This window comes from Mesorhizobium australicum (assembly GCF_900177325.1).
GTDB lineage: Bacteria > Pseudomonadota > Alphaproteobacteria > Rhizobiales > Rhizobiaceae > Mesorhizobium_A > Mesorhizobium_A australicum_A.
This window is the reverse complement of the sequence record NZ_FXBL01000004.1, coordinates 5,123,388-5,135,545: the sequence shown is the minus strand read 5'-3', so window position 1 is coordinate 5,135,545 and position 12,158 is coordinate 5,123,388. Positions and strand designations below refer to the sequence as shown.

Below are 12,158 nucleotides of genomic sequence, written 5' to 3'. Positions count from 1 at the left end.
CGGTACCCCTTCCGGCACCGTCCTTAGCATCCGCTGTCAGTCGGCGCGACGCGGCGCCACAGGGATTCCCACAGGCTCGATGACGTGGACTTCGCTAGAGGGCAATTCGTCCCTACTCCATGCCGAGAGCGGCCTTGTAGAGGTCGAGGATCGCCTCTTCCTCCTGGCGCTCGGCCTGGTCCTTCTTGCGCAGCCGGATGATGGTCCGCACGGCCTTCGTGTCGAAGCCGGTGCCCTTCATCTCGGCATAGACGTCCTTGATGTCGTCGGAGATCGTCTGCTTCTCCTCCTCGAGCCGCTCGACGCGCTCGATGAAGGCCTTGAGCTGGCCGGCAGCGACAGTCTGCGAGGTTTCTGTGATCTCGTCGGCCAAGGTATACTCCTCAATCTGGTCGTTGCAGGGCGACTCGCACGCCGCCCGGGAGGCCTGCGATGCCCCACCGCCCCGGCAGGGTCAAGGCGCAAACGGGTCACGCCGGCATGCTGCTGTCAGTGGTCCTTCGGACGGTTCTGCTCGAAGGCGGCCTTCTTGGCGTCGGACGCCTCGGTCTGGTGCTTCGCCTGCCATTCGGCATAGGGCATGCCGTAGATGATCTCGCGCGACTCGTCCTTGGACATGTCGTGCCCGGCCGCGTTGGCGGCATCGCGATACCAGTTCGACAGGCAGTTCCGGCAGAAGCCGGCGAGGTTCATCATGTCGATGTTCTGCACATCGGCGCGCTCGCGCAGGTGCTGCACGAGGCGGCGGAAGGCGGCGGCCTCGAAGTCGCGCTGCTCGGTCTCGGTCAGGTCTGTCATGGGAGCCTCCTCAGATCGGTCCCGTGCGGGACCCGAACTGTTTCGCTTCATGGATATCGGGTCGCCGGTTGATCGCGTCAAGCATCGGAGCGAGGCGTTCCGCCCATTCGTCGGCGCCGGCCTGCGTTCCGATCAGGTCCTGCCGGATCTCGATCAGCACATGGGCGAAGCCGTTGACGATCGCATGACGGAACATCGTGTCGCCGCGCAGCGCCCCGTCATAGGGCTCGTTGTCGCCGACGACGAGCGAGCCGTCCGCCGCCAGCGCCTCGATCAGCGGCAGCGGCGCGCGGGGATCGCTGTCCCACAGGATGCCGGCATGCCAGGGGCGCGGGCGGCCCTGCATGACAGGCGTGAAGGAATGCATCGAGACGATGAACGGCGACCGGCCGGACGCCTCCGCGACGGAGGACATCAGAGCGCCCACCGCGTCGTCGTAAGGGCGGTAGAAGCGGTCGAGCCGCTGCTGCCGCTCGTCGTTCGACATCGGATAGTTTCCGGAAATCACCGTGCCGTCATAGACCTGCCGGATCAGCGTCGGGTCGTCCTCGCCGCGGTTCGGATCGATCAGCAGCCGCGAGAAGCCGCACAGCACTGCCGGCGCGCCGGTGATGGCGGCCAGCCGGCGCGTGACCATCTCCACGCCGATGTCATAGGCGATGTGGCGGTCGAACTCGGCGGCGGGCAGGCCGAGGTCGCCATATTCGTCCGGCATGTCCCGCTTGGCGTGGTCGGCAACGATCAGCATGCCGCCGGCGCGGTTGCCTTCGATGATCTCGAATGGGGAAAAGAGGGCCGTCCTGGCCATGTCGATTCTGGGTTCCGCTCGTGGTCCGGATGCGGCTCTTCTTCCACCTCGTGCAGCCTCGCGCAATGCCGTATCGATATAGATGCGGCGAAACTGCGGATTTCACCGGGCTTCTGCCGCAGTGCAGCGGAGTTTCGTTGACAGATCGCGCGAGTTTTCCGAAAAGAACCTTAGATTGCTTCGTCAGCCGAAGAGTTCGAGAATGCAGGTCGCCAAGGCCGCACGCGTGCGCCATGCCATCACCTTGCCGGCGCTTTTTGCTGCGGCGACGCTGGGAACGGTCGCCTTTTCCACGCCGGCGCTGGCCGATTTCCGTGTCTGCAACGCGACGCAGAGCCTCGTCGGCGTGGCGATCGGCTATCGTGCCGCCGCGGGCTGGATCACAGAGGGCTGGTGGCACATCGAGGCGTCGACCTGCAAGACGCTGATCGAGGGCCCGCTCGCCTCGCGCTACTACTACCTCTATGCCGAGGATGCCGAGCGCGGCGGCCGCTGGGACGGCCCGACCACCATGTGCGTGGCCGAAAAAGAGTTCAAGATCACTGCCGTGAACGATTGCGTGCGGCGCGGCTTCCAGCGCGCCGGCTTCCAGGAATACGATACGCGCGAACAGTCGAGCTGGATGGTCGAACTGACCGATGAACTGCCGCCCGGCGGCCCGACTCCTCCCAGCCCGACAGGCTCTCAATGAGACGCAGCCGCAAGGTCAAGATCCTCGCCACGCTCGGACCCGCCTCGTCCGACGAGGCGATGATCCAAAAGCTGTTCGAGGCCGGTGCGGACGTGTTCCGCATCAATATGAGCCATACCGATCATCCCCTGATGCGGGAGCTTGTCGGTCGCATCCGCGCGGTGGAGACGAAGGTCGGTCGGCCGATCGGCATCCTCGCGGACCTGCAGGGTCCGAAGCTGCGCGTTGGCCTTTTCGCCAACGGCAAGGAGACGCTGACGCCGGGCCAGACCTTCACGCTGGACGCCGATCCCGCGCCGGGCGACGCGACGCGGGTGCACCTGCCGCATCCGGAGATCCTCTCCTCGGTGAAGCCCGGCGACCGCCTGCTGATCGACGACGGGCGGCTTGCGCTGGTGGCCGAGTCGGCCGACGGAAAGTCGATCGTCTGCAAGGTCGTTTCCGGCACGAACATCTCGAACAAGAAGGGCGTCAGCCTGCCCGACACCGAACTGCCGGTCGGCGCCCTGACGGACAAGGACCGCAGGGACCTCGACGCGGTGCTGGAAACGGGCGTCGACTGGGTGGCGCTGTCCTTCATCCAGCGGCCGGAGGACTTGGCCGAGGCGCGCAAGATCGCCAAGGGTCGCGCGGCGCTGATGTCGAAGATCGAGAAGCCGCAGGCGGTTGCCCGCCTGTCGGAGATCATCGAATTGTCCGACGCGTTGATGGTGGCGCGCGGTGACCTTGGCGTCGAGATGCCGCTGGAAGCCGTTCCCGGCATCCAGAAGCAGATCACGCGCGCCGCCCGCCGCGCCGGCAAGCCGGTGGTCGTTGCGACCCAGATGCTGGAATCGATGATCTCTGCCCCGGTGCCCACCCGCGCCGAGGTGTCCGACGTGTCGATCGCCGTGTTCGAGGGCGCGGATGCGATCATGCTCTCGGCCGAATCCGCCGCCGGCCAGTATCCGATCGAGTCGGTCGCGATGATGAACAAGATCGCCGAGAAGGTGGAGCAGGATCCCGTCTATCCCGGCATCATCAACGCGCAGCGCTCGGAGCCCGAGGCGACCGGCGCCGACGCCATCTCCGCCGCGGCGCGGCAGATCGGCGAGACGCTGAAGCTGTCGGCGATCGTCACCTACACTTCCTCCGGCACGACCGGCCTGCGCGCGGCGCGGGAGCGGCCGCAACTGCCGATCATCTCGCTCTCGCCCGTGCTTGCCACGGCGCGGCGGCTGTCGCTCGTATGGGGCCAGCATTGCGTGGTAACGCCCGACGCCCATGACCTCGACGACATGGTGGACCGCGCCTGCCGCATCGCCTTCGACGAAGGCTTCGGCAAGCCGGGCGACCGGATCATCGTCACCGCGGGCGTGCCGCTGGGCACGCCGGGCGCCACCAACATGCTGCGCATCGCCTATATCGGCTCGGATGGACTGAGCGGATTCTGATTCCGCCCGCCGGGGATCAGATATCCTTCGGCAGCCCCTTCGCAGCGCAGCTCGACGCGACCGCATGAGCGTCGGGCGATCCGGGTGACCAGGGCCTATTCCACCGGTTTCAATTCGGGCGCGCGATAGGGCGCTGTCTCGTCGACACAGATGCCGACGCCATGCCTGTCGTCGGCGATGCGTGCCTCGACGGCCTTCGCGAGCGCCTGGAGATCGGCCGGCTGACCCGCGACCTTGCCGATCGCGGCAATGGCCAGGTCGGTCGCGATCCAGTCCGGCTTGTGGCCGAGATTGTGCACCCAGACCAGTTCCGCGCCCGGAATGTCGCGCCCGAGGCCGGCGGAGTGGATCTCCTCGTAGACCACCGTATCGCTGTCGCCGGAGATCACCACCGTGGGCGCCGTGATCTCGCGGTAGCGCGGCGCAGTCGCCAGCGCGTGGCGGTAGAGGCCCTCCACGTCCGTCGCATTGGCCCGGAACGCCGCCGGCCGCAGCACCAGCGCGATCGAGGCATCGCGGACGTAGTGGTCCGGCGCCCTGTTCGGCGAGAAAACGCATTCGCTCGCGCTGTCGATCCGCAGGATGCCGCCGAGATAGGACAGCGTCTCGGAAAAGAGCCGCCCGACCACCGGTTTCGTCGTCAGCGTGTAGTACCAGGAGGTCGCGCCGCCCGGCCACGGATGGCTGGCCGGCGCGAGGAAGACGAGGCCCGCCGTGCGATCGGGGAAGTCGAGCGCGAAGGTGGCCGCGATCGCGCCGCCGAAGGAATGGCCGACGACGATGGCGCGGTCGATCCCGACATGGTCCATCAGCGCGGCGATCGTCCTGGCCTGGCCGTGCGGGTCCTCGTTTGCCGCGCCGCGGGCGGACCAGCCGTGGCCCGGCCGATCGAGGAACAGCATCTCCGCCCGGCCTTCGAGCGCCTGCCGGAAGGGCAGCATCTGGTCCTTCAGGTTGCCGCTCGCACCATGGACGAAGACGACCGGCGGAAGATCGCGGGCGGAAGGGCCTGCGACATGGACGAAATGCATCCGCGTGCCATTGACCGTCGCAAACGATCCGACAGGCGGATTGCGCCGCTCGATCAGCCAGGTGCCGACGCGGGTGACGCCGGCCAGCGTGAGCGACAGGGCGACGACGAACAGGATCAGCGCATAGACGAGGTTCATGAGCCGGCGGGAGCAGGGACACGGGATGTGGAGAGCATAGGCGCTGGCGCGCCGGAGGGAAGACTCAGATTCCCTCGCCGGCCAGTTCTTCGGCCAGTTCCGCCACTTCCTTCTGGGCGCCGCGCATCATCGGATAGATCGCCAGCGCGCGCTCGTAGGCGTCCAGCGCGAGCTCCTTGCGGCCCGACTGCTTGAGGATCGCGCCCATGCCGGACAGCGCGCCGAAATGGCGCGGCTCGAGCCTCAGCGTCTTGTCGATGTCGGCCATCGACTTGCGGTAGTTGTTCATCAGGAAATGGACGGTGGCGCGCTGGTTCCACCCTTCGGCGTAGTCAGGCTCAAGCACGGTGACCCGATCGAGAAAATCCAGCGCCACGCCGTATTTCTTGGCCTTCACCGCATCTTCCGACCATTGCATCATCGCATCGATCGATGCGCTGCCGGAGTGGAGCCAGCTGTCACGGATGCGCGACGCGATGCGCTCCGCCGCCTTCTCCTTGCGCTCGCGCCTGAGCTCGTCGAACAGCTTGTCGAGCGCGGCCGTCCGGTCGGCCTGCGTCATGGCCGGCGCGACGGGAGCGGCGCTCGATTGAGCGTATGAGGGGAGGGCCGGGGCGAGGACGCCCAGTCCGAGGAGCAAAAGCAAAACACCGCGCATACCGGGAACGTAGCCCCGATTCGCGCGGCGTCAAACTGAAATTCGCGTGAGGCGGGCGCTCAGCCCTGGCGCGCCTTGTAGCGCGGAGCCGTCTTGTTGATGATGTAGATGCGGCCCTTGCGACGAACCAGGCGGTTGTCGCGGTGACGGCCCTTGAGCGCCTTGAGCGAGTTCTTGATCTTCATTGTCTTAGCCCGTCGGTGAGGCCCGTTCGGGCCAAAACGAAAGACGCGCCGATGGGGCGCGCCAAAAACGATGCGGGTCCATACCGGCGCGGCGGCGGGCTGTCAAGGCGTTGCGCCTATCTCGCCACCAACGACACGTTCAGTCGGGTTCCCGTGGCCTCGGCATAGCGACGAAGCGTCGACAGCGACGGAGAAATGCGGCCGCTTTCGAGACGTGCGATGGCGGATTGGGTCGTTCCGAGACGGATTGCCAGTTCCGCCTGCGAAAGATGGGCGGAGGTACGGGCGGCGATCAGCGCCTCGATCACCGCATATTCCTCGTCGGCCTTGACATACTCGGTCGCGAATTCCGGATTCTTCGAGAGTCTCTGCTTCAGGTCCGTGAGTTTCGTCATCGCATCACCTGCTTCAATCTTTGTTCGGCGGTCGTGAGAGCCCCCGCCGGTGTCTTCTGTGATTTCTTCGCGAAAACATGGAGAATGATCACGCGCTGACCAGCCAGTGCGACATAGATCCCTCTCGCGATACCCTCCGGAGACTTTGCCCTGAGCTCCCACAGCTTGCCGCGCAGGTGCTTGGCATGCGGCTCGCGAATCCTTTCGAGCCCGAGATGCTCCACCATCTCGAACAGGCGGATCAGGCGTGCCTGCAAGGACGTGGGCAGCGCCGCGATTTCATCGTCGACGGTCTCGTCCAGGGTCTCGACCGTCTACGGCATCGGCTAGAGTCCAAAACGCAAACATAGCAGATAAGCTATGAGGTCGATTTCGTCAATCGCGTGAAATGCCCCATCTTGCGCCCGGGCCGCGCTTCGGCCTTGCCGTAGAGGTGGATGACGGTGTCCGGCTCGGCGGCGAGGTCGGCGAGCCGGTTCACGTCGTCGCCGATCAGGTTTTCCATGACGCAGTCCGAGTGGCGCTTCGGATCGCCAAGCGGCAGGCCGGCGACCGCGCGGATGTGCTGCTCGAACTGCGAGATGGCGCAGGCGGCCTCGGTCCAGTGGCCGGAATTGTGCACCCGCGGCGCGATCTCGTTCACCAGGAGGTTGCCGTCGCGGAGCACGAAGAACTCGACGCCGATGACGCCGACATAGTCGAGCCCTTCGAGAATCGCTGTCGCGGCCTTGCGCGCCGCCTCTGCCGTCCGCTCCGGGATGCGCGCCGGAACGGTCGAGGTGTGCAGGATGCCGTTGCGGTGGACGTTCTCGGCCGGGTCGTAGCAAAGCACCGTCCCGTCGCGGCCGCGCGCGGCGATGATCGAGATCTCGCGCTTGAAGGGAACAAGGCTTTCAAGGATCAGCGGCACGCCACCCATGGCTGCGTAGACGCCGGCGAGATCGGCCGGGTTGGCACCGCGTAGCAGGCGCTGCCCCTTCCCGTCATAGCCGAGGCGGCGGGTCTTGAGCACGCCGGAGCCGCCGAACGCGGCGCAGGCGCTGATCAGGTCGTCATCGGAATCGACCGCGCGGAAGTTCGCCGTCGGGGTGCCCGCCGCGTTGATGAAGCTCTTCTCGGTCAGCCGGTCCTGCGACACGTCGAGGGCCATCGGCGGCGGCGAGACCTCCACCCGGCCTGCGAGCGCGGCGGCTGCCTGCACCGGCACGTTCTCAAATTCGTAGGTCACGACGTCGCAGCTCTCGGCCAATTCCGCGAGCGCCGTCTCATCGTCATAGGCGGCGGCAATCTGCCGGTTCGCAACCTGCGCCGCCGGGCAATCGGCCTGTGGTTCGAGGATGATCGTGCGGTAGCCCAGCCGGGCGGCGGCCATGGCCAGCATCCGGCCGAGCTGGCCGCCGCCGATGATGCCGATCGTCGAGCCGGGCGGCAGCGGCGCCGTCATTCGGCGCTGTCCGAGGGCACGAGCGCGACCTTGTCGGTCTGCGCCTTGCGGAAGGCGTCGAGGCGCGCCGCCAGGGCCTCGTCGCGCAACGCCAGCACGGCTGCCGCCAGGAGCGCGGCGTTCACCGCGCCGGCGCGGCCGATGGCGAGTGTGCCGACCGGGATGCCGGCGGGCATCTGGACGATCGACAGCAGCGAATCCTGGCCCGACAGCGCCTTGGATTCCACCGGCACGCCGAACACCGGCAGAGGAGTGAGCGAGGCGGTCATGCCCGGCAGGTGCGCCGCGCCGCCCGCGCCCGCGATCACCACCTTGTAGCCCCTGGCCTTGGCGCCGCGGGCGAATTCGTAGAGGCGTTCGGGCGTGCGGTGGGCGGAGACGATCAGGCTGTCGTGGGCGATGCCGAGGCTTTCCAGCGTCTCGGCGGCGTGGCGCATGGTCGCCCAGTCGGACTGGCTGCCCATGATGATCGCAACGTCGCTGCCGGCCATGTCGGTATCCCTCGTCAGGCGGCGGACCTAGCGGAATCGGCGGGGCGGCGCAAGCAGCGGCCCGCCGCCGGTTCAGGCGATGATGTCGGGGATCACCTTGTCGGAAAGCTGGATCAGCTTGTCCTTCAGATGCAGCTTCTTCTTCTTCATGCGCTGGATCTGCAAAGGATCGCAGCCGGTGGCGATCATCGCGTTGATCGCAGCGTCGAAGTCGGCATGTTCCTGCTTGAGACGTGCATATTCAAGCTTGATTTCTGCCTGGTCCTGGTCGGACATCTAGGTTCCGTCTCGATGTATGTCGCGCGGTCGCGCCGGAATGTCGGGGAGCCCGGACACGGGCTGCGACCGGCGAGTCGCCATATCACATTTCGCCGCGAAACGAAATGCTACTCTGAGGTGTTCGACATTCGCGGGGAGGGGTGGCACAGTGTCATCCGTCCGTCATGAACGCCGTCCGGCGGGGCGGCCTCCCTGGCGGAAAACGAGGAAACCAGCGAAGGGAGAACGACAGATGTCATTAGCGTCCCATCTTGCGGAACTTCAGAAGCGCCACAGCGAGATCGAACAGCGAATCGTCGAGGCGCAAGCGAGCCCGTCGACAGACGACGTGGAGATCGTCGCGATGAAGCGCCGGAAGCTGGCTCTCAAAGACCAGATCCAGCGGCTCCGTACCGAGAAGGACGATACGCAGACCCGACACTGATCTCTTCCGCGCCCTCGCGGCGCGTCCACAGCTTTTTTCAACGGCTCGCCGGTGCTCCCGGCGGGCCGTTTCAGTTCAGAAAAGCCTCATTCCGCCCAGAACTGGTCGAGCCACAGGTTGAGGCGCAGGAAACCGCCGTTCTCGACCGCGTAGATCCGCCGCGTCCCCTCGGCGCGCACCGAGACGAGGCCGGCGTCGAGCAGCACCTTGAGATGCTGGGACACGGCCGGGCGCGACACCGGCAGTCCGGCGGCGAGTTCGTTCACGGTGCGCGGCTGCCGGCGGAGCTCCTCGAGGATCGTCCGCCGGTTCGGATCGGATATTGCAAGGAACGCATCTTCGATCGCCATACCCCAGCGTAAGAGAGCATGCGGCCCAATTCAACGGTTCAATGCGCGGTTGCGCTACGGCGATTCCCCGCTGCGCGGGTCGAGACGCAGGGATTCGGGCGTGACCGCGCGCTCGGACGGCAGCGTCTGGAAGGACTCGCGCTCGGCGATCGGCACGGGCGCACGGGCCCGGATGCGCACCAGCGTGTAGCCCGCCAGCCCCAGGTGGGCGAGCGCGGTCGCGAGGAAAATCGCATCCGGCCGCAGCTGCTCCATCAACACCGCTCCCAGTACCGGCCCGATCATCGTGCCGAAGCCGTAGAGCAGCAGCAGGCCGCCGGACACCTTGACGAAGTTCGCCGCATCCGCGTGGTCATTCGCATGCGCCACCGCGATCGAATAGAGCGTGTAGGCGAGCGCGCCGTAGGCCGCCGTCATGATCAGCACGAAGACGTCCGATCTCGGCTGGAGGAAATAGGTCGCGACGCCGATCACGGCCGTAATGAAGGCGGCCCCGGCCAGCACATTACGGCGGTCCGTCATGTCGGAAATGCGCCCGACAGGCATCTGCATGGCAGCACCCGCCACCACGGTCAGGCTCATCATCAGCGCGATCGTCGCCGTCGAGACGCCGATCTGCGCGCCGTAGACCGCGCCCAGCGTGCCCCAGGCACCGTTGGCAACGCCAACGAGCAGGCAACCGACCACCGAGACGGGCGAGTTGGCGTAGAGGCTCCTGATGTCCAGCGAGACTTCCTGCAGCGGCTTGGGCGTCACCGCGGTGGAGACCGCGGTCGGGATGAGCGACAGGCAGAAGAAGATGCCGGCGACCATGAACAGCTTGTCGGTGGTCACGTCGCCGAATGCGACCAGCATCTGGCCGGCCATGATCGAGGCATAGGTGACCATCATGTAGAGGCCGAAGACCGTGCCGCGGTTCTCGTTGGTCGCGCGCTCGTTGAGCCAGCTCTCGATGACCATGAAGGCGCCGGCCATGACGAAGCCGGTGAAGGCGCGAAGCACGACCCAGATCATCGGATGGATCAGCAGGCCCGTCATCAGCGCGATGATGGCGCCGGACGCAGCGAATGCCCCGAAGGCGCGCACGTGGCCGACCCGGCGGACAAGGCGCGGCGCAAACAGGCAGCCGGCGACGAAGCCGGCCGCCCACGCGGTGCCCAGCAGGCCGAGCGAGGAGGTCGAGAAGCCCTCGGCCTGGCCGCGCAGCGGCAGGAGCAGCCCGTGCAGGCCCGATGCGGCCAGCAGGAAGGCCGTGCCGCGCAATAGGGCTAGGATCGGACCGAAGGATGCGAACATGACAGGCTTCCGCTCTGGGATTCGGTTCGGCTGAGGATACCCGCTTTGTGTCCTTTCAAGGACGGGAAAACGCCTTCGTTCCGCCGGGGCGGATTTTTCCTAGCGCCTGAACAAGGCATCGGCGGCGTTGCGCGTCGCGCCCTTGGCCGCCTTTTCCGCCTCCAGGCGCAGGATCTCACCGCGCAGCAGGTCGATCCGCTCCTCAAGTTCGCCGACCGACAGCGCCGACAGGTCCTGACCGATCTCGTGGACCAGCTTCTTCTTCCTCGGCTCCTCTTCGAACAGGGCCATGTCGTCCTCCGGTTTGCCTCTTTGCGGACAGAGGATACATAGAGCCGGACGAACGGGGTGAACAACCCCGGACAAGCAGCGGAGAACCGAGATGAAGCAGCCGGCCAGATTGCCCGAGACGATGACGGCCATCGCGATCACCGAGCCGGGCGGTCCACGGGTGCTGAAGCCTGAGAAGCGGCCGCTGCCGCAGCCTGGGCCGGGCGAGATCCTGATCAGGGTCAAGGCCGCGGGCGTGAACCGGCCTGACGTCGCGCAACGGCAAGGCGTTTATCCGCCGCCGCCGGGTGCGTCCGACCTGCCGGGCCTCGAGGTGGCCGGCGAGGTCGCGGCGACCGGCGAGGGCGTGAAGCGGTGGAAGGTCGGCGACAGCGTGACGGCGCTCACGCCCGGCGGGGGATATGCCGAATTCTGCCTGGTGCACGAGACCAACGCGCTGCCGGTGCCGCACGGCTTCACCTTCACCGAGGCCGCCGCCATTCCCGAGACCTTCTTCACGGTGTGGCACAACGTCTTCCAGCGCGGCGGGCTGAAGGCGGGCGAGACCTTCCTGGTACATGGTGGCACCTCGGGCATCGGCACCGCCGCGATCCAGCTCGCCAAGGCGTTCGGCGCGCGCGTCATTGCCACCGCCGGGTCGGCGGAGAAGTGCGAGGCCTGCACGAAGCTCGGCGCCGACCGCGCGGTGAATTACCGGAGCGAGGATTTTGTCGCGGTGGTGAAGGAGGTGACGGGCGGCAAGGGCGCCGACGTCATCCTCGACATGGTGGGCGGCGACTATGTCGGCCGGAACTACGACTGCGCGGCAATCGACGGGCGGATCGTCCAGATCGCCTTCCTGCAGGGGCCCAAGGCGACGGCCGATTTCTCGAAGCTGATGGTCAAGCGCCTGACCCATACCGGCTCCACGCTGCGTCCGCGCACGGTGGAGTTCAAGGGAGACATCGCGTCGGAGCTGGAACGGCAGGTCTGGCCGTTGTTGTCGGAACGCAGGATCGCGCCCGTGCTGGATATGATCTTCCCGCTGCGCGAGGCCTGGCGCGCGCACGAGCGCATGCAAGAGGGCGAGCACATCGGCAAGATCGTGCTGGATGTCGGGTGAACTGGACGGCTTCAGAACTCCGGAACACCAACAGGTTCACGACAAAAACGGCTTGGTTTCCGTTTTGTGCAGTGCAAAACTCTGAACAAAGTGCCAAAGAAGTTACTGTAGGTTATTTTCGTTCAGATGCGATTCGATGAACCCTGCGGCTGAGCCTTGCCCAGCTTTCCTTGCAACCCCAGCCGATGCGCTTTCGGTATCATCGAAGCGCAAGCCATCCGATGCAGCATGCCAACTGACATGTCCGGCACAACGCCTCGCGACAGCCACACAAGTGTAATGCGGCAACGCTATCGCGTTGCGTCATGTCGGATCAACATTGTGAAGTTTTGAAAGGCCTATGA

18 protein-coding genes are annotated in these 12,158 nt (G+C 66.2%); 4 read left to right on the top strand and 14 right to left on the bottom strand.

Annotated elements, in window-relative coordinates:
* Nucleotides 1-112 precede the first annotated feature (112 nt).
* From B9Z03_RS27755 to B9Z03_RS27745, 3 genes are all read right to left on the bottom strand, one after another.
* Nucleotides 113-373 (bottom strand): DUF2312 domain-containing protein, encoded by a 261-nt coding sequence (locus tag B9Z03_RS27755; RefSeq protein WP_085467200.1) that lies wholly within the window; start codon nucleotides 371-373, stop codon nucleotides 113-115.
* Nucleotides 374-489: 116 nt separating this feature from the next.
* A complete protein-coding gene (locus B9Z03_RS27750; protein WP_085467199.1) occupies nucleotides 490-798 on the bottom strand; it encodes a DUF1244 domain-containing protein in 309 nt (102 codons plus the stop codon).
* A gap of 10 nt (nucleotides 799-808) precedes the next feature.
* A complete protein-coding gene (locus B9Z03_RS27745; RefSeq protein WP_085467198.1) occupies nucleotides 809-1,606 on the bottom strand; it encodes an N-formylglutamate amidohydrolase in 798 nt (265 codons plus the stop codon).
* A gap of 202 nt (nucleotides 1,607-1,808) precedes the next feature.
* Between B9Z03_RS27745 and B9Z03_RS27740 the strand changes: the two genes are divergently transcribed.
* Together B9Z03_RS27740 and pyk are read left to right on the top strand one after the other, a co-directional pair.
* Entirely contained in the window at nucleotides 1,809-2,297 is a 489-nt protein-coding gene (locus B9Z03_RS27740; RefSeq protein ID WP_085467197.1) for a DUF1036 domain-containing protein, read from the top strand.
* The gene (gene pyk / locus B9Z03_RS27735) at nucleotides 2,294-3,730 is read left to right on the top strand and encodes a pyruvate kinase (protein WP_085467196.1); all 1,437 of its coding nucleotides are present in this window, start codon (nucleotides 2,294-2,296) and stop codon (nucleotides 3,728-3,730) included. The genes B9Z03_RS27740 and pyk overlap by 4 nt, the downstream gene beginning before the upstream one ends.
* A gap of 95 nt (nucleotides 3,731-3,825) precedes the next feature.
* Here the strand turns inward: pyk and B9Z03_RS27730 are convergent, their stop codons facing one another.
* The 8 genes from B9Z03_RS27730 to B9Z03_RS27695 all read right to left on the bottom strand — a co-directional run bounded on the left by B9Z03_RS27730 (nucleotide 3,826) and on the right by B9Z03_RS27695 (nucleotide 8,348).
* Nucleotides 3,826-4,899 carry an alpha/beta fold hydrolase gene (locus B9Z03_RS27730; protein WP_085467195.1) on the bottom strand — a complete coding sequence of 358 codons (1,074 nt, stop codon included), beginning with the start codon at nucleotides 4,897-4,899 and terminating at the stop codon, nucleotides 3,826-3,828.
* 64 nt (nucleotides 4,900-4,963) lie between these two features.
* Nucleotides 4,964-5,557, bottom strand: coding sequence for a tetratricopeptide repeat protein (locus B9Z03_RS27725; protein WP_085467194.1), 594 nt, complete (start codon nucleotides 5,555-5,557; stop codon nucleotides 4,964-4,966).
* A gap of 59 nt (nucleotides 5,558-5,616) precedes the next feature.
* Nucleotides 5,617-5,742, bottom strand: coding sequence for a type B 50S ribosomal protein L36 (ykgO, locus tag B9Z03_RS27720; protein WP_085467193.1), 126 nt, complete (start codon nucleotides 5,740-5,742; stop codon nucleotides 5,617-5,619).
* A gap of 116 nt (nucleotides 5,743-5,858) precedes the next feature.
* Nucleotides 5,859-6,137 (bottom strand): helix-turn-helix domain-containing protein, encoded by a 279-nt coding sequence (locus B9Z03_RS27715; RefSeq protein ID WP_085467192.1) that lies wholly within the window; start codon nucleotides 6,135-6,137, stop codon nucleotides 5,859-5,861.
* The gene (locus B9Z03_RS27710; protein WP_280174857.1) at nucleotides 6,134-6,415 is read right to left on the bottom strand and encodes a type II toxin-antitoxin system RelE/ParE family toxin; all 282 of its coding nucleotides are present in this window, start codon (nucleotides 6,413-6,415) and stop codon (nucleotides 6,134-6,136) included. The genes B9Z03_RS27715 and B9Z03_RS27710 overlap by 4 nt, the downstream gene beginning before the upstream one ends.
* A gap of 80 nt (nucleotides 6,416-6,495) precedes the next feature.
* Nucleotides 6,496-7,581, bottom strand: coding sequence for a 5-(carboxyamino)imidazole ribonucleotide synthase (locus tag B9Z03_RS27705; RefSeq protein ID WP_085467191.1), 1,086 nt, complete (start codon nucleotides 7,579-7,581; stop codon nucleotides 6,496-6,498).
* Nucleotides 7,578-8,072 (bottom strand): 5-(carboxyamino)imidazole ribonucleotide mutase, encoded by a 495-nt coding sequence (purE, locus tag B9Z03_RS27700; RefSeq protein WP_085467190.1) that lies wholly within the window; start codon nucleotides 8,070-8,072, stop codon nucleotides 7,578-7,580. The genes B9Z03_RS27705 and purE overlap by 4 nt, the downstream gene beginning before the upstream one ends.
* Before the next feature lie 72 nt (nucleotides 8,073-8,144).
* Nucleotides 8,145-8,348 (bottom strand): YdcH family protein, encoded by a 204-nt coding sequence (locus B9Z03_RS27695; protein WP_085467189.1) that lies wholly within the window; start codon nucleotides 8,346-8,348, stop codon nucleotides 8,145-8,147.
* A 235-nt stretch (nucleotides 8,349-8,583) separates the two neighbouring features.
* Here B9Z03_RS27695 and B9Z03_RS27690 point away from each other — a divergent pair, with 235 nt between their 5' ends.
* Nucleotides 8,584-8,775 carry a YdcH family protein gene (locus tag B9Z03_RS27690; RefSeq protein ID WP_085467188.1) on the top strand — a complete coding sequence of 64 codons (192 nt, stop codon included), beginning with the start codon at nucleotides 8,584-8,586 and terminating at the stop codon, nucleotides 8,773-8,775.
* Between the two features lie 86 nt (nucleotides 8,776-8,861).
* On the opposite strand, the gene B9Z03_RS27685 is transcribed toward B9Z03_RS27690, so the two are convergent.
* The 3 genes from B9Z03_RS27685 to B9Z03_RS27675 all read right to left on the bottom strand — a co-directional run bounded on the left by B9Z03_RS27685 (nucleotide 8,862) and on the right by B9Z03_RS27675 (nucleotide 10,712).
* On the bottom strand, nucleotides 8,862-9,125 hold the full coding sequence (locus tag B9Z03_RS27685; protein ID WP_085467187.1) for an ArsR/SmtB family transcription factor: 264 nt from the start codon (nucleotides 9,123-9,125) through the stop codon (nucleotides 8,862-8,864).
* A 54-nt stretch (nucleotides 9,126-9,179) separates the two neighbouring features.
* Nucleotides 9,180-10,421, bottom strand: a complete 1,242-nt coding sequence (locus tag B9Z03_RS27680; protein WP_085467186.1) for an MFS transporter — start codon at nucleotides 10,419-10,421, stop codon at nucleotides 9,180-9,182.
* Between the two features lie 99 nt (nucleotides 10,422-10,520).
* Nucleotides 10,521-10,712, bottom strand: coding sequence for a DUF1192 domain-containing protein (locus B9Z03_RS27675; protein WP_085467185.1), 192 nt, complete (start codon nucleotides 10,710-10,712; stop codon nucleotides 10,521-10,523).
* Between the two features lie 91 nt (nucleotides 10,713-10,803).
* Between B9Z03_RS27675 and B9Z03_RS27670 the strand changes: the two genes are divergently transcribed.
* A complete protein-coding gene (locus tag B9Z03_RS27670; protein WP_085467184.1) occupies nucleotides 10,804-11,814 on the top strand; it encodes an NAD(P)H-quinone oxidoreductase in 1,011 nt (336 codons plus the stop codon).
* Nucleotides 11,815-12,158: the final 344 nt, after the last annotated feature.